The following is a 16,120-nucleotide window of genomic DNA, read 5'->3' on the forward strand; positions in this document are numbered from 1 at the left end:
AGAGCCGGCCGTATGGGGGATCGTCGGCCCGCAGCGAAGGATTCGGATTGCTCTACGACGCGTATGAAATGCAGCGACAGATGCTGGCCGGCGCCAGCAACTGGGCTACGGTGGGCGCGCGAATGCTCAACAATCCGGCGTTGCCGATCGGCTATTTCGGCATGGGACCGGTGGTGGCCAGCGCGCTCGAGGTCTTCGCCCACTTGTACGAAGAGCGCGGCAAGCCCGCGTTCGGGATCGAGTCGGTCCAAGCGCACGGCAAAAGGCACAAGCTCCACGAGGCGGTCGCGCTGGTGAAACCGTTCGGCGGCTTGCGTCACTTTCGCCGCGCCGGCTTGCCGAAGGACGCCCCCAAGCTTCTCATCGTAGCCCCCATGAGCGGTCACTACGCAACGCTGCTTCGCGGCACCGTCGCGCGGATGGCGGAGAACCATGAGGTGTGGATCACCGACTGGGCAGACGCGAAGATGGTCCCGCTGTCGGAAGGCACTTTCGATCTCGACGATTATATCGACTACCTGATCGAATTCCTCCGCTTCATCGGCGAAGGAACGCACGTTCTTGCCGTCTGCCAGCCGTCGGTTCCGGCCTACGCCGCCGCGGCGATCATGGGCGCGGAGAACGATCCCTGCCGCCCGGCCACCCTGACGCTGATGGGCGGTCCGGTCGACACCCGCGCCAGCCCGACCGGGGTCAACGACATCGCTCTTGCCCGGCCGCTGGCGTGGTTCGAGAGTCACGTCGTGGCGACGGTGCCGCTCAATTATCCCGGCGCCGGGCGCAAGGTCTATCCCGGCTTCCTGCAGCTGGCCGGGTTCATCTCGATGAACCTCGAAACGCACATGCTGAGCCATTACGAGATGTTTAAGCACCTCACGCTCGGCGACACCGAAAGCGCCGCAGCGACCAAGACGTTCTACGACGAATACCTCTCGGTCAGCGACATGACGGCGGAGTTCTATCTCGAGACAATCGAGCAGGTGTTCCAGAAGCACGCGCTGCCGAAGGGCGAGTTCATCCATCGCGGCAAGCCGGTGGATCCGGGGGCGATCCGCGACACCGCGCTGCTGGCGATCGAGGGCGAGCGCGACGACATTTCCGGGATCGGCCAGACGCGTGCAGCACTTAACCTCGCCGGCAAGCTGCCGCGGGCGAAGAAGAAGTACTTCCTCGCCCGCGACGTCGGCCACTACGGCATCTTCAACGGCAGCAAGTGGCGCGCGCAGATCGCTCCGGTCGTCGAAGAGTGGATCGGAGCCCACTCCCCCCGCGCGTGAACTCAGTTATCGCAACGGCAGGTGCTTCATCCCAGGCTTCACCGCGACGATCCGGCAGACACGGGCGTTGACCGGATCGCTCGCATTGCTGCACCAGTATTCCATGTTGAACGTGAGGTCGTTGGCAGTCAGGCTGCCCACGTTGGCGACGCCTTCGAACGAGTTTCCGCCAGCCTTGATGCGATAACCGAGCACGGCGACCGCGCCGTTGTCGGCCAGCACCGTGATCTGCGCATCGAAGCCCATGGCGGCGCCGTTGGTGGTTCTCAGGATGCTGCCGAGTCCAGTCGTAACACCATTGACGGTGACCGACAGCCGGCCTTGCCGGTTGGTGCCTCCGGCCCCACCGGCCGATGCTTCGGTGTAGACGCACACCTGGTCATCGACGGCGAGATCCCCTGCGGCAAAAGTTGCCGATTGATAGACATTGTTGGCCGACGTCTGCGCAATTTGGACCGTGTTACCGACAACGATCTTGGCCGCTTGCCGCAGCCTGCGGTTCGCGTCGCTGTCATTCTCAGCGATATCGTTGGCTGCCATGAGCGCGTCGGTGAGACCCGCGAAGCCATCGGGGAAATAGCAGTCGCGAATCGTCCAGTTGGCCGGCGTACCCCCGAAGGCCAGCGCGCCGCGCTCGCACCAGACTCTTTTCAAGCTCCCCTCGTCGCCCATAATGAGGCCGGCGCTCACGGCTGGACTGCCGTAGAACCGGCAATCGTGGAAGTATGCCCGGGTTATGCCTCCGCCGGTATCGTTGACGACGAAGAATCGCGAGCAGACCGGCGCATAAACGGTTACGTTTCGATAACCGCTGTCGAGAACACCGTGACCCGCCGCCGGATTCGACTGAATCGCCAGCGCTGGTCCGGTGTTCGCAGGGAAGCGCAAGATGCTGTTGCGAATTTCGTTGTGGCGTCCGGCGCCGATCTGGCAGGCATTATACGTAGTGTCGTTGGGGCCGGAATTGACGTTAAGGTCGTCGAGAACGCACTCGGCGCAATTCTCGCCTATCGAGATGAAGAAGGTGGGCACATCCGAGCTGCCGTTGCGCCTCGTGCTGGCGTCGCTGAGCGATCCACGCAAAGTCCGGACGGTCGTGCCGTAGCTGCCCTCGGCGAGCTCGCAGATCTTTCGCCAAGCCTGGAAGTGAATATTCTCGAGCAGGCAGTCTTGCATCGCATTGAGACCGACGGCGTTGCGACCGACGAGCGTGAGATCCCGGAACGTCCCATCGATCACGCCGCCCCACTGCAACGTGCCCCCGATATCCGACGTCAGCACAAGATTCGACACATGTGGGGCGTACAGCAGGTAGAACTGCGGAGGGCCCTCGAAGCCCGCGCTAATTCCCTCGGCAACGTTGCCGATGACCGGGCCGTCTGCCAGCAGCTCAGACGGCAACATCCGGTCGAGAGTTACCGTTGTTGCCGATGCCGAGACAACGCGCGCGCGAAGGGCGTTGCGGTAAATGTTGTACTCGTCTCCGGGGACGAAATAGCGAGTCTCGCCGTGAACGATGACTAGGTCGCCCGCGACAAATTTGCCGCTGCCTTCCGGCGCAATAGTGAGCTCCGTGCCCGCCGTCGCCAGAACCGCATAATAAGTGAGGGAGTCCGTCAGCCAGACATTCGACACGCCGACTGGAAGGGCCGCCTGAGTTGGGTCTCCCACGCCGGTCAACGGGGTCGGATCGATGTTACGCAGCTCAGCTCCGTTGCCCCTGATTACGAGGCGATCGCGAGTCATGTAGGCGGCGGTCTCCACTGTGTGAGTGGTGCCGGCATAACCTGTCAGCGCGCCGAACTGTGCCGACAGAGCCTCCAGTTCCGCGGCGGTCGGTGCGGCTCGGGCGCCGATACTCACGGTGCCCTCGTCGGTCTGGTCGATAACCGCCTGCAACGATGTGCCGTTCGCAGTCCCGATGCTGCCCGCTCCGGTCGGAGACGCCAACGCCGCCTCGGCTTCGCCCGCACGAACGGCGAGAGCGCGGGCGGTGATGTCGACCGCATTCATTGCGACACCCGATAGGCAAGGCTGCCACTCGTCAACGCGATATCGAGGTAGAAACTCGCGCCCTCCTCGGTTTCGAGCCAGGCCTGCTCCGTACCCGGCTCCGAGTATTCGGCCCAGGGCAAGCCGCCGACGCGCAGCGGCTGCTTCGTCAGGCCGCCGTCGGTCGAGCGCAACAGGCGCGCGGTTCCTTGCCATTGGCCGTCGAGGGTAACGACGATCACTCGCGCGGGTGTGGCCTCGAAGGGCCCGGCCACTTCGGACGCCGAGGTCTGGCCCGCCAGCGGCGCGGGCGCGGGCGCCGCGGTCGCCACCGGAAGCCGCGCGGCTTCGCTGACCAGCGCGAGCTGGCCGGTCATGTCGGAGAAGCCGATGGCATAGGCCGGGGCGAATCCGGCTGGGACCGAAATGGAAGTTGATGTTACAGGCATATGCGTCCTCCAGAACAAATCACGAACTTCGTTTTCGCTAGAGGAAGCAAGCGCTTGTAGGAAAGCAGAAATGTCCGCTGCAATGCCGATTGTTGGATTTGTGCCTTCGGGCGGGGCCCGCGATGCGGTCAACCCTGCGCCGGCAACGGTGCCCCGCTTTCCGGGCGCGTGAATCTTGCTCTCGGCGGTTCGCGAGTCGTTCGCTTCACGTAGCTCCACAGGCCGCATTGCAGGCCGATCAGCATGAAGATGTACGGCTGGTAGGCGATGCCGACGAAGGCGGCGCCGAGCAGGTAAGTGAGCTGCGCCTGCTGCAACGCCGTCGCCAGGCCCCATTGCCAGCTGCCGGTACCTTCCGCCGTCCGTTTGAAACGCCAGCGGATTCGCTCCATCTGCCACACCCCGAGGAGCTGCAGCCACAGCCACAGGATCAGGCCCGGCCAACCCTGCTCGCCCAGCATCTCGAAGTACGACGAGTGATAGGCGCGCGCCTTATCGGTCACCGTCGCCATGGTGACCTGCTCGTTGCCTGGGGTGCCGGTCACCTTGGGCATGCGATAAGTGAAGCTGTTGCTGCGATAGGCGTCGAAGCCGCCGCCGAACGGGTGGTCCTTCACGTAGTCAAGCGTCCACATCCACACCGCGACGCGGGTCGAGGCGCTCTCGTCCTCCGAGTGCTCCGTGATCGTGCCCATGCGAGCCAGGAAGCTCTGCGGCAGGAACGGCACCGCCAGCACCAACGCCAGCGCGCCCAGGCTCGCGTAGAGGAGTCGCCGCTTGGCGGAACGCAGCATCAGCAGGGCGAGGAACGCTGCGCACATAAGGCCGGTGCGCGCGGCTTCGCCGATGGGGATCAGCAGGCTGGCGAAGACCAGTGCGGCGGCGAAGGTCTTCACCCGCCAGTCGGGCTTGAAGATCGTCCCGTGCCGCGCCAGCCAGAGCACAAGCGGTATCGTCGAGATCGCCGCCGTCGAGAGAATCGAGCCTTCGTAGAGCCCGGCGTTTTCGCGCACCAGCAGCGCCAGCGTGCCGTACCCGCCACCGCCGAGCGCGGTCTTGATGCCGCCGTTGATCACGATCGTTCCGAGCGCCAGCACCATGATCAGCGCGGTCGCCTCGAAGCGCAGCCTGGTGCGCAGGGTAAGCGGCATGAACATGGCGAACAGCAACGCCTTCCACACCCAGTCCCACTTCGCGGCCGCTTCCACCGGGAAGTCGGCCATCGTCGTGCTCACCGCGCAATAGATGAGCAGCACGCCGATCAGCGCCTGGCGCAGCGTGAAGCGGCCGCCCCGTTTCGGGTCGAGGAAGATCCACCCGCCGAACGCCGCGACGAAGGTGATCAGCGATAACGGCAGCACGTGGATCAGGCTCCAGCCGATCTTCTGGGGCGCCACGGCGTCGACGTAGATGTAGGCGAGCACCCAGATGAACGGGCGTTTGACCCCGAGCGCGAGAAACATCGCGACGAAGGCGAGAAGCGCGAGGTCGAGCATCAGGCGCGCTCGTCCGGGCCGGCCGGCGGCGCGCGCAACCAGGGGCGCCACGGCTCGCGAGCCTCTCCCGGGTCGTGGCCGAGATCGTCGCGCGACAGCAACCGCCACAGCGCGATGGCCATGAGCCCGTGCGTCACCGCGAGGGAGAGAATATCGACCACGCTTGCTTCCCTGGGCGCTTCCGAAAGCGCGACAAGTTGCTGCTACGGCAGGCAGGTTGACGCGCCGTTAAGTTTGTCATGTCAGTGACTTGGCTCGATGTCCCGGGTCCTGCACGTCCTCGATCACTCGCTGCCGATGCACAGCGGCTACACCTTTCGCACGCGCGCGATCATGAAGGCGCAGTCGGCGCAAGGGCTCGAGGTTCGCGGGATCACCGGCTTCCGCCACACGGCCGGCGGGCCGCCCGTCGAAGAAGCCGACGGGCTCAGGTTCCACCGCACGCCCGGCGCGCCGCGCGGCCCCGCCGGGTTGCGCGAATGGCGCGAGGTCAGTGCCCACGCACAGGCCATCGTCCGGCTGGCCGGCGAATGGCGCCCCGACGTGCTTCATGCGCATTCGCCGGCTCTGGCGGGCCTGGCCGGGCTCAGGGCGGCACACGCGCTCGGCCTGCCGCTGGTCTACGAGATCCGAGCCTTCTGGGAGGACGCCGCCGTCGGAAATGGCACCGGCCGCGCCGGTTCGGTGCGGTACCGCCTTACCCGCGAGCTCGAGAATCACGTCATCGCCGGCGCCGATGCGGTGATGACCATCTGCAAGGGCCTGCGCGACGATTTGGTAAGCCGAGGGTTTTCCGCCGACCGCATCGGTGTGATGCCGAACGGCGTCGACCTGGCGTTGTTCGGCGAGCCCACGCCGCGCGACGCCGAACTGGCGCGCGAAATGAACCCCGGTGACGGTCCGGTGATCGGCTTCATCGGCAGTTTCTACGATTACGAGGGGCTCGACGACCTTATCGCGGCGATGCCTATGCTGGTCCGCGAGCAACCGTCAGCGCGGCTGCTCCTGGTCGGCGGGGGACCGATGGAGGCGGCGCTCAAGGCGCAGGCCGAAACTTCGCCCGCGACCTCGGCGATCCGCTTCGTCGGCCGCGTCCCGCACGACCAGGTCGAGCGTTATTACTCGCTTTGCGAGGTGATGGCCTATCCGCGCAAGCGTAGCCGGCTGACCGACCTGGTCACCCCGCTCAAGCCCCTCGAAGCGATGGCGCAAGGGCGGATCGTCGCCGCCTCGAACGTCGGCGGCCACCGCGAGCTGATCGCCGACGGGCTCACCGGCGTGCTGTTCCCACCCGACGACCCGGCGGCCTGCGCCAGCGCGCTCGCTGCCTTGCTGGCGCACGCGGACGAGTGGCCGGCGATGCGCGAGACGGCCCGGGCGCACGTCGCCGCCAATCACGATTGGCAGCAAAATGTCCTTCGTTATCAGGCCGTTTACCACCCCTTGCTAGAGTCCGCGGGCAAGGCTCGCGTGCGGGCGGTCGCCTGATCGGCCGGCGCCGGAGCGTTTGAAGTGGAAGCAAAGTGGCGACGACCGCAGACTCCTATTCGGTGAAGCGCGCGCCTGTGAAGGCGCCGATCAGCACGCATCCGGCGTTCCCGGCGATCGCCGCGCTGTGGTTCGCGGCCTTGCTCGGGATCGGCAGCTTGGTGCTGCCGGTCGCGCTGATCGAGCGTTTCGTCTCCGTCACCGGTCTTGCCGCGGTCCTTTCCGCGGCTGCACCACCGCTCGGCTTCACGGCGCGCGCGGGAATCGCGCTTGCCGGGGCCATCGTCGGCGCGCTCGTCGGACTCGTGCTGGCGCGCAAGGTCGCCGAAGCCCACGCGTCCGTGCCCGGCACGCGGTCGTTCAAATTCGAGGACGCCCGCCAGTGCCGTCCGATCCTGGCCCATGACGAGCTCGGCGAGGAAGGGCTCGGATCCGAAGCCGCTGTTGGCCAGGCGAACAAGCGCCGCACGCTGGCGATCGTCGAGGAGGATCTCCGCAGTACTTACCTCCAGGCGGTGCCGCTGCCCGGCTTGTCGGTGGACGAACCAGCGGCCTTTGCTCCGCCTGCCGAAGCCCCGCCGCCGGCCGAGCAATCCGACGCAGCCGAACCTCTCGAGCTCGCTCCGTTCGCCGATCCCGAGGACGGGGACGAGGACGAGGACGACGGTCCGCCGGAGATGGCCGCCAACGCTGCTCTCGATGCGCTGCGCAGCCGTATCCACGTTCCGGTGGAATCCCTTTCCGATGAGGACCAACCGATGACCGATCGCCCCGACGCCGACAGTCCAGCGCCGTTCGGGCAGGCACCCGATGCGGCCGATCCGCTGCCTTTCGCGCCGCCCTCGTTGCGCCGCGCGGAAGCAGCCGCTTTCGACGGGGGGGAAATCGACGCGGAACTCGCCGAGCCATCGGTTCCCCATCTTGCGATCATCGAGGATGCCGGCGAACCCGAGTCGAGCGACGACCGGCCCCTCGCCGAGCTCGGACTCGTCCAGCTCGCCGCCCGCCTCGGCGCCTCGATCGCCAGGCGCAAGGCGCTGCAGGCGTCGCGCCAGCCCACCTTGACCGCGGCAATCCCGCCTCTCGCCGGAGCCGAAGATTTCGAAGCCGCCGAAGCCGACGAAGCGGCGCGCGCGATTGCGGACTTCTTCGGCCACGGCAAATCGGCCGATGTTTCGCCTGCGCAGGCGGAGCTGGCCGCGCCGGCCGCGCCGGCCATCCCCGTCCCACTGCAGGCCTGGACGCTCGACAGCGACGACGAAACCGAAGACGAGCGCATCGCTGCATCGTTCTCGCTGCCGTTGACTAAAGCCGCGGCGCCCGAACTCGCCGGCGACGAAAGATCGGCGGACATGGACGAGCTCGGCGAGGAGACCGAATACAGCTCGCTTCTGGCGATGAAGAATCCCTTCACCCGGCAGGAGGAATTCGTTCGCGTCGAGGAACCCGTGACGGAAAGCGCCGTCGTGGAACCCACCGTCACGTTCCCTTCGCTCGCACCGGCAGAGGCTTCGGGCCTCGCCCCGCGTCCGTTCGATCCCCCGCGAAATGCCGCGAAAACGGCAGCTTCCGTGGGCGCTCCGCTGCCTTCTCGCGACCCCGGCGACGCCGAACGCAACTTGCGTGCCGCCCTCGCCACGCTACAGCGCATGAGCGGCGCCGCCTGAGGCGGCTGCCGCGCGAATGGCTTGCGAGCAGATCGAAGCGCGCCTCGCGCGCGCCCAGGCGCGCGTTCTCGCACTTGCAAAAACAGCTTCCTGTCGTCATGGGGGGCATTCGCGACATTTTCGTAACCACCCCTGCGGGGTGAGTCGTCCTTCGTTGCGGCCTCAGCCGCTTCGGAGCCCTCTCGCCCCGCCGAACAGGAACCGAGCGAGTTGACCGAGTACCCCGCCCCGCAAGGCCTTTACGATTCGCGCAACGAGCATGACTCCTGCGGTGTGGGCTTCCTCGCCCATATTCGCGGGCAGAAATCGCACGCGATCGTCGCCCAGGCGCTGGAGATTCTCGCCAATCTCGATCACCGCGGCGCGGTCGGCGCCGACCCGCTGCTGGGCGACGGCGCCGGCATCCTGCTGCAGATTCCCGACCCGCTCTATCGCCGCTGGGCGCAAGGCGAAGGCCTGACCCTGCCGCCGCCGGGCGAATACGCCGTGGCGATGTGCTTCATGCCGCAGCACGAGCAGGCGCGCGAGTTCATCACCGGGCAGTTCGAGAAGTTCATCGCCAAGGAAGGCCAGCGCCTGATCGGCTGGCGCGACGTGCCGACGACCGAAGATGGGCTCGGCAAGGCGGTGCTCGCCTCGATGCCGATGATCCGCCAGTGTTTCATCGCTCGCGGCGACAACTGCGCCGACCAGGACGCGTTCGAGCGCAAGCTGATCGTCATCCGCAAGCAGACCCAGAACCCGCTCGCCGCGCTCGCCGAAAAGCACGGCATGCCGCAGATCACCCATCTTTACATGCCGAGCTTCTCGAGCCGGACGGTGGTCTACAAGGGGCTGCTGCTGGCGAACCAGGTCGGCAGCTTCTATGACGACCTGCGCGATCCCGATTGCGTCAGCGCGCTCGGCCTCGTCCACCAGCGCTTCAGCACCAACACCTTCCCCAGCTGGAAGCTCGCGCACCCCTACCGGCTGATCGCCCACAACGGCGAGATCAACACCGTGCGCGGCAACGTCAACTGGATGAACGCCCGCCGGCGGACGATGGAATCGCCCCTGCTCGGCGCCGACCTCGACAAGCTCTGGCCGATCATCCCCCACGGCCAATCCGACACCGCCTGCCTCGACAACGCGCTCGAGCTGCTGCTGCTCGGCGGTTACAGCCTCGCCCACGCGATGATGATGCTGATCCCCGAAGCGTGGGCCGGCAACCCGCTGATGGATCCGGCGCGCCGCGCGTTCTACGAATATCACGCGGCGCTGATGGAGCCGTGGGACGGCCCGGCCGCGGTCGCCTTCACTGACGGGCGCCAGATCGGCGCCACGCTCGACCGCAACGGCCTCAGGCCCGCGCGCTTCACGATCACCCGCGACGACGTGGTCTGCATGGCCTCGGAAAGCGGCGTGCTGCCGTTCGCCGAAGAGGACATCGTCCGCAAGTGGCGCCTTCAGCCCGGGCGCATGCTGCTGATCGACCTCGAGCAGGGCCGCATCGTCGAGGACGAGGAACTCAAGGCCGAACTCGCCAATGCCGAGCCGTACGCCAAGTGGCTCGACAAGGCGCAGTACAACCTCAAGGACCTCGAACGGATCGAGACGTCTCGGGAGGCCGTGCGCGAGACCGAAACCAGCTTGCTCGATAGGCAGCAAGCGTTCGGCTACACGCAAGAGGACATCTCGAAGTTCCTCGAGCCGATGGCGCTCAATGCCGACGATCCGATCGGCTCGATGGGCACCGACACGCCGCTCGCGGTCCTGTCCGACCGCAGCCGGCTGCTCTACGACTACTTCAAGCAGAACTTCGCCCAGGTCACCAATCCGCCGATCGACCCGATCCGCGAAGAGCTGGTGATGAGCCTGACCAGCATGATCGGCCCGCGCCCCAACCTGCTCGGGCACGAAGCCGGCACCCACAAGCGGCTCGAGGTCGACCAGCCGATCCTCAAGAACACCGACGTCGAGAAGATCCGCTCGGTCGAGGAATCGCTCGACGGCGCCTTCCGCACCGAGACGATCGACATGACCTGGGACGCCGCGAGCGGCGCCGACGGGCTGGAAATGGCGCTCAAGGAAATGTGCTGGGCGGCGACCGAGGCGGTGCTCGCGGACCGCAATATCCTGATCCTGTCCGACCGCGCGCAAGGCCCGGATCGCATTCCGATGCCGGCCTTGCTGGCGACGGCGGCCGTGCACCATCACCTCGTCCGCCAGGGCCTGCGCATGCAGACGGGGTTGGTGGTCGAGACCGGCGAGGCGCGCGAAGTGCATCACTTCTGCGTCCTCGCGGGGTACGGCGCCGAGGCAATCAACCCCTACCTCGCGTTCGAGACGCTCGAGGCGCTGCGGCTGGAGAAGTTCCCCGAGGTCGACTCGCAGGAGGTCAAGAAGAACTACATCAAGGCGGTCGGCAAAGGGATCATGAAGGTCATGTCCAAGATGGGCATCTCGACCTACCAGTCCTATTGCGGCGCGCAGATCTTCGACGCGGTCGGCCTGTCGAGCGCGTTCGTCGACAAGTACTTCACCGGCACCGCCACGACGATCGAGGGCGCCGGGCTCAAGGAGATTGCCGAGGAAGCGGTCCGCCGCCACGCCTGCGCCTATGGCGACGATCCGATTTACGAGAAGATGCTCGACGTCGGGGGGATCTACCAGCTGCGCCTGCGCGGCGAGGAGCATGCCTGGACCGCGGCGACGGTTTCCAACCTGCAACACGCCGTGCGCGGCAACAACTGGGCCAACTACGAGGCTTTCGCGCGCGATATCAACGAGCAGTCCCAGCGGCTGCTGACGATCCGCGGGCTGATGGAGCTCAAGAAGGCGGACAAGCCGCTCGACATCAGCGAAGTCGAGCCGGCCGAGGAGATCGTCAAGCGCTTCGCCACCGGGGCGATGAGCTTCGGCTCGATCAGCCGCGAGGCGCACACCACGCTGGCGATCGCCATGAACCGCATCGGCGGACGCTCGAACACCGGCGAAGGCGGCGAGGAAGCCGACCGCTTCGTACCGCTGCCCAACGGCGATTCGATGCGCAGCCGGATCAAGCAGGTCGCCAGCGGCAGGTTCGGAGTGACCACCGAGTACCTGGTCAATTCGGACGATATCCAGATCAAGATGGCCCAGGGCGCGAAGCCGGGCGAAGGTGGACAGCTACCCGGCCACAAGGTGGACAAGACCATCGGCAAGGTGCGCCACTCGACCCCCGGCGTCGGCCTGATCAGCCCGCCGCCGCACCACGACATCTACTCGATCGAAGACCTCGCGCAGCTGATCCACGACCTCAAGAACGTCAATCCGGTCGCGCGCATCTCGGTCAAGCTGGTCAGCGAAGTCGGCGTCGGCACCGTCGCCGCGGGCGTCTCCAAGGCGCGCGCCGACCACGTGACGATCTCGGGCTACGAAGGCGGGACCGGTGCCTCGCCGCTGACCTCGCTCACCCACGCCGGCAGCCCGTGGGAAATCGGCCTTGCCGAGACCCAGCAGACGCTGCTGCTCAATGACCTTCGCACCCGCATCGCGGTGCAGGTCGATGGCGGCATCCGCACCGGGCGCGATGTGGCCATCGGCGCGCTTCTCGGCGCCGACGAGTTCGGATTCGCCACCGCGCCGCTGATCGCCGCCGGGTGCATCATGATGCGCAAGTGCCACCTTAACACCTGTCCGGTCGGCGTGGCGACGCAGAACCCGGTGCTGCGCGCGCGCTTCACCGGCCAGCCCGAGCACGTCATCAACTACTTCTTCTTCGTCGCCGAGGAGCTGCGCCAGATCATGGCCGAGATGGGCTTCCGCACCGTCGAGGAAATGATCGGCCGGGTCGACCGGCTCGACACCCGGCATCTGGTCAAGCAGTGGAAGGCGCGCGGGGTCGACCTCGGCAAGATCCTCCACCAGGTCACCCCGGTGCAGGGCCACGCGCTGCACCAGACCGAGACGCAGGACCACGGCCTCGCCGCCGCGCTCGACAACGAGCTGATCGCGGCAGCGCGTCCAGCGATCGATTCGGGCGAAACGCTGGTGCTCGAACGCACCGTACGCAACGTCAACCGCACCGTCGGGGCGATGCTTTCGGGCGAGATCGCCCGGGCGCACGGCCATGCCGGCCTCAAGCCCGAGCAGCTGCGGATCAACTTCACCGGGGTCGCCGGGCAGAGCTTCGGCGCATGGCTCGCCCACGGCGTCACCCTCGCGCTCACCGGCGATGCCAACGATTATGTCGGCAAGGGCCTCTCGGGCGGGCGGATCATCGTTCGCCAGCCCGAGGGAGTCAGCCGCGAGGCGAGCGAGAACATCATCGTCGGCAACACAGTGCTTTACGGCGCGATCGCCGGCGAGGCATACTTCAACGGCGTCGCCGGCGAACGCTTCGCGGTGAGGAACTCGGGCGCCGTCGCGGTGGTCGAGGGCACCGGGGATCACGGCTGCGAATACATGACCGGCGGCGTGGTCTGCGTGCTCGGCCGCACCGGGCGCAACTTCGCCGCGGGCATGAGCGGCGGCGTGGCCTACGTCTATGACGTCGACGGCACGTTCCGCGACCTGTGCAACACCGCCCAGGTCGATCTCGAAACGATCAGCGCCAAGGCGGATGACGACGAGGGGACCGGTCGCCCGTCGCAGCGCGCGCGCAATGTTGAGGACGCCGGCATGGGCGACATGCTGCGCCACGACGCCGAACGGCTGCGCATCCTGGTCGAGCGCCACAAGCTGCACACCGGGTCCAAGCGCGCCGCTGCGTTGCTCGACGATTGGGACAATGCGCTGACGAAGTTCGTCAAGGTGATGCCGCGCGACTATGCGCGCGCGCTGCGCCAGCTCGAAGCCGAGCGCGACGACGCCGCCTCCGTCGCGGCCGAGTAGGAACAGGGACGATGGGTAAGGAAACCGGCTTTCTCGAGCTCGATCGCGAGGATCGTGGCTATGAAGACCCCAAGAAGCGGCTGAAGAACTACAAGGAGTTTGTCGTCCCGCTGCCCGAAGGCAAGCTGCGGGCGCAGGCGAGCCGCTGCATGAACTGCGGCATCCCGTACTGCCACAACGGCTGCCCGGTGAACAACCAGATCCCCGACTGGAACGACCTGGTCTACCAGGGCGACTGGCAGGACGCGCTCGAGAACCTGCACTCGACCAACAACTTCCCCGAATTCACCGGCCGCATCTGCCCGGCGCCGTGCGAGGCGAGCTGCACGCTCAACATCATCGACCAACCGGTGACCATCAAATCGATCGAGATGGCGATCGCCGATCGCGGCTGGAAGGAAGGCTGGATCAAGCCGCACCCGCCCGAGGCAAAGACCGGCAAGAGCGTCGCCGTGGTCGGCTCGGGCCCGGCCGGCCTCGCCTGCGCCCAGCAACTCGCCCGCGCGGGCCACTCGGTGACGGTGTTCGAGAAGGCCGACCGCATCGGCGGCCTGCTCCGCTACGGCATCCCCGACTTCAAGATGGAAAAGCACCTCATCAACCGGCGCGCGGTGCAAATGGAAGCCGAGGGGGTGGTGTTCAAAACCAGCACCGAGGTCGGCGTCGACGTGTCGATGAAGTCGCTCAAGGAAAACTTCGACGCGATCGTCCTCGCCGGCGGGGCCGAAGAGCCGCGCACGCTCGACATCCCGGGTGCCGAATTGCCCGGAGTGCGGCTGGCGATGGAATTCCTCACCCAGCAGAACAAGCGCGTCGCCGGCGACGACGAGGTCCGCGCCGCGCCGCGCGGCACGCTGACCGCCAAGGACAAGCGCGTCATCGTCATCGGCGGCGGCGATACCGGTTCCGACTGCGTCGGCACCTCGAACCGCCAGGGCGCGGCGAGCGTCACGCAGATCGAAATCATGCCCCAGCCGCCGGAAAAGGAAGACAAGGCGCTGACCTGGCCCGACTGGCCGATGAAGCTGCGCACCTCGTCGAGCCACGAGGAAGGCGTCGAGCGCGACTGGTCGGTGCTGACCAAGGAAGTCGTTGGCGAGGACGGAGTCGTTACCGGCCTCAAGTGCGTCCGCGCCGACTGGTCGAACGGTAAGCTGAGTGAAGTGCCGGGCAGCGAGTTCGTCATCCCGGCCGACCTGATCCTGCTGGCGATGGGCTTCACAGGGCCGCGCAAGGCCGGGATGATCGCCCAGAGCGGCGTCGAACTGACCGAGCGCGGCAACGTCGCGGCGGACACCGAGAATTACCGCACCAGCCAGGAGATGATCTTCGCTTGCGGCGACATGCGCCGCGGCCAGTCGCTGGTGGTGTGGGCGATCCGCGAAGGCCGCCAGGCGGCGCGCGCGGTCGACGAGGCGCTGATGGGCGTGAGCGAGCTGCCGCGCTAAGCGCGCCGGTTCGGCTTAACCGCTGACCATCGCCGTCAACGCTTCGAAGCCTTCGGGGTCGAGCGCGCCGCCGACGTCCGCGCTCATCACCGCCAGGGCCCGATCGACCGGCATCGCCGCGCGATAAGGCCGGTCGGCCGTGAGCGCATCGTAGACATCGCACAGAGTGATGATCCGCGTCTCGCGGCTCAGCGCGCTTGCGTCGAGGCCGAGCGGGTAGCCTTTGCCGTCGAGCCGCTCGTGATGCGCGGCGGCAATCGGCGCGAGGTCGGCGAAGGCGCCGATGCGGCCGAGAATCGCCTGGGTGTAGCTCGCATGGGTGCGCATCGCCGCCCACTCTTGTTCGTCGAGCCTGCCCGGCTTCTCCAGGATCGCACTCGACACCCCGAGTTTGCCGATGTCGTGCAGCGTCGCCGCGCGGCGCAGGCGCCGCTGCCGCGACGGCAGTATGCCGAGGTGGGTGCCGAGCCGCTCCGCGTAGTCGGCCACCCGCGCCGAGTGACCGGCGGTGTACGGGCTCTTCGCGTCGATTACCTTTCCGAACGCGGCAGCGATCGCGTCGAGGTAGTCGTCGTCGGCCTCGTCAGCCTCCTCAGGCGCCAGCGCCGCGACGCGGATGTCGATCGCCGTCGATTCGAGCTGGGCCCAGAAGCGCGGGCTTTCGGAAAGCTTGACGAACGCCCGGACCAGCTCGGGATCGAGCCAGCTGCGCGCGCGGCGCACGACTTCCTCTACCGCCGTCCGCCGGCCGGCGGCCTGGTGGAACACGTCGGCGATCTGCGCCAGCAGCGCCAGGCGAGAGGCGAGCGGGATGGCCGCGCCGCGCAAGCCGCCGGGGCGGCCCGAGCCGTCCCAGTGCTCGTCGAGCCGGTGGATACCTTCGGCGACGCCTTCGCCCAGACGCAGCTCGCGGGCGATGGCGGCGCCGCGCGTGCAGCGCGCCTCGATCATTTCCTGCGCGATCGCGTCCCCGCGCATCAGGATGCGGCCAAGCGCGGCGACCCGCTCCTTGAGCGGCGCCCCGCGCGCGGTGTGGTCGAGGATGAAGCGCAGGGCCGCGCCCCGTCCGGGCGCGATCGTCTTCCACAATTGCTTGAAGGCCAGGTCGTCAGCCCGATAGAGCTCATGGATTCGCGCGGCGTTGCTGCTGCAGCCGAGATCCTTGAGCAGCGCGGTGTAATAGACCCGCCCGGCTTCGGCCGCATCGAGCCCCATTTCGCGCGCCAGCGTCGCGGCGATGAAGCAACTGCGGATCGAATGGCCCGGTGGCTGCCCCTCGGTCAGGTCGAGCGCGTAGGTGAACGCGGCCACCACCTCGGACCGGCGGATTTCGCCTACGCGTTTGAAGACCAGGGAATCATGCCGCATCTATCGTTCGATAAGGGTCTTCCCTTAGCGACTGGCGCACGAGCGCGGTTAGCCGCGTGCGTAACAGATGGGTTAACTCCG

10 protein-coding genes are annotated in these 16,120 nt (G+C 67.0%); 5 read left to right on the forward strand and 5 right to left on the reverse strand.

The genetic code is table 11. From position 1 onward, the window contains the following. Positions 1-47 precede the first annotated feature (47 nt). The gene (locus tag G7B69_RS08950) at positions 48-1,277 is read left to right on the forward strand and encodes a polyhydroxyalkanoate depolymerase (RefSeq protein ID WP_166178569.1); all 1,230 of its coding nucleotides are present in this window, start codon (positions 48-50) and stop codon (positions 1,275-1,277) included. 6 nt (positions 1,278-1,283) lie between these two features. Here G7B69_RS08950 and G7B69_RS08955 read toward each other — a convergent pair whose 3' ends face one another. The 4 genes from G7B69_RS08955 to G7B69_RS08970 form a co-directional block, all read right to left on the reverse strand. Next, positions 1,284-3,290 (reverse strand): hypothetical protein, encoded by a 2,007-nt coding sequence (locus G7B69_RS08955; protein WP_166178356.1) that lies wholly within the window; start codon positions 3,288-3,290, stop codon positions 1,284-1,286. Further along, entirely contained in the window at positions 3,287-3,718 is a 432-nt protein-coding gene (locus G7B69_RS08960) for a hypothetical protein (RefSeq protein WP_166178358.1), read from the reverse strand. Before G7B69_RS08960 ends, G7B69_RS08955 begins: the two co-directional genes overlap by 4 nt. Positions 3,719-3,846: 128 nt before the next feature. Beyond that, on the reverse strand, positions 3,847-5,214 hold the full coding sequence (locus G7B69_RS08965) for a DUF5935 domain-containing protein (RefSeq protein ID WP_166178360.1): 1,368 nt from the start codon (positions 5,212-5,214) through the stop codon (positions 3,847-3,849). Beyond that, positions 5,214-5,375, reverse strand: a complete 162-nt coding sequence (locus G7B69_RS08970) for a hypothetical protein (RefSeq protein WP_166178362.1) — start codon at positions 5,373-5,375, stop codon at positions 5,214-5,216. The genes G7B69_RS08965 and G7B69_RS08970 overlap by 1 nt, the downstream gene beginning before the upstream one ends. Positions 5,376-5,472: 97 nt before the next feature. Between G7B69_RS08970 and G7B69_RS08975 the strand changes: the two genes are divergently transcribed. The 4 genes from G7B69_RS08975 to G7B69_RS08990 all read left to right on the forward strand — a co-directional run bounded on the left by G7B69_RS08975 (position 5,473) and on the right by G7B69_RS08990 (position 14,671). After that, positions 5,473-6,702 carry a TIGR04063 family PEP-CTERM/XrtA system glycosyltransferase gene (locus tag G7B69_RS08975; protein WP_166178364.1) on the forward strand — a complete coding sequence of 410 codons (1,230 nt, stop codon included), beginning with the start codon at positions 5,473-5,475 and terminating at the stop codon, positions 6,700-6,702. A 35-nt stretch (positions 6,703-6,737) separates the two neighbouring features. Continuing rightward, the gene (locus G7B69_RS08980; protein WP_166178366.1) at positions 6,738-8,369 is read left to right on the forward strand and encodes a hypothetical protein; all 1,632 of its coding nucleotides are present in this window, start codon (positions 6,738-6,740) and stop codon (positions 8,367-8,369) included. A 210-nt stretch (positions 8,370-8,579) separates the two neighbouring features. Further along, a complete protein-coding gene (gltB, locus tag G7B69_RS08985) occupies positions 8,580-13,223 on the forward strand; it encodes a glutamate synthase large subunit (RefSeq protein ID WP_166178368.1) in 4,644 nt (1,547 codons plus the stop codon). An 11-nt stretch (positions 13,224-13,234) separates the two neighbouring features. Further along, on the forward strand, positions 13,235-14,671 hold the full coding sequence (locus G7B69_RS08990) for a glutamate synthase subunit beta (RefSeq protein WP_166178371.1): 1,437 nt from the start codon (positions 13,235-13,237) through the stop codon (positions 14,669-14,671). Between the two features lie 15 nt (positions 14,672-14,686). Here the strand turns inward: G7B69_RS08990 and G7B69_RS08995 are convergent, their stop codons facing one another. Further along, positions 14,687-16,039, reverse strand: coding sequence for an HD-GYP domain-containing protein (locus tag G7B69_RS08995; protein ID WP_166178373.1), 1,353 nt, complete (start codon positions 16,037-16,039; stop codon positions 14,687-14,689). Positions 16,040-16,120 lie beyond the last annotated feature (81 nt).

Source organism: Croceibacterium segetis (assembly GCF_011320115.1).
In the GTDB taxonomy this organism is placed as follows: domain Bacteria; phylum Pseudomonadota; class Alphaproteobacteria; order Sphingomonadales; family Sphingomonadaceae; genus Croceibacterium_B; species Croceibacterium_B segetis.

Excerpts from the sequence above, each read along its gene's own strand:
- G7B69_RS08955 (WP_166178356.1), bottom strand. The coding sequence starts at position 3,290 with ATGAATGCGGTCGACATCACCGCCCGCGCTCTCGCCGTTCGTGCGGGC.
- G7B69_RS08960 (WP_166178358.1), bottom strand. The coding sequence starts at position 3,718 with ATGCCTGTAACATCAACTTCCATTTCGGTCCCAGCCGGATTCGCCCCG.
- G7B69_RS08965 (WP_166178360.1), bottom strand. The coding sequence starts at position 5,214 with ATGCTCGACCTCGCGCTTCTCGCCTTCGTCGCGATGTTTCTCGCGCTC.
- G7B69_RS08975 (WP_166178364.1), top strand. The coding sequence starts at position 5,473 with ATGTCCCGGGTCCTGCACGTCCTCGATCACTCGCTGCCGATGCACAGC.
- G7B69_RS08990 (WP_166178371.1), top strand. The coding sequence starts at position 13,235 with ATGGGTAAGGAAACCGGCTTTCTCGAGCTCGATCGCGAGGATCGTGGC.
- G7B69_RS08995 (WP_166178373.1), bottom strand. The coding sequence starts at position 16,039 with ATGCGGCATGATTCCCTGGTCTTCAAACGCGTAGGCGAAATCCGCCGG.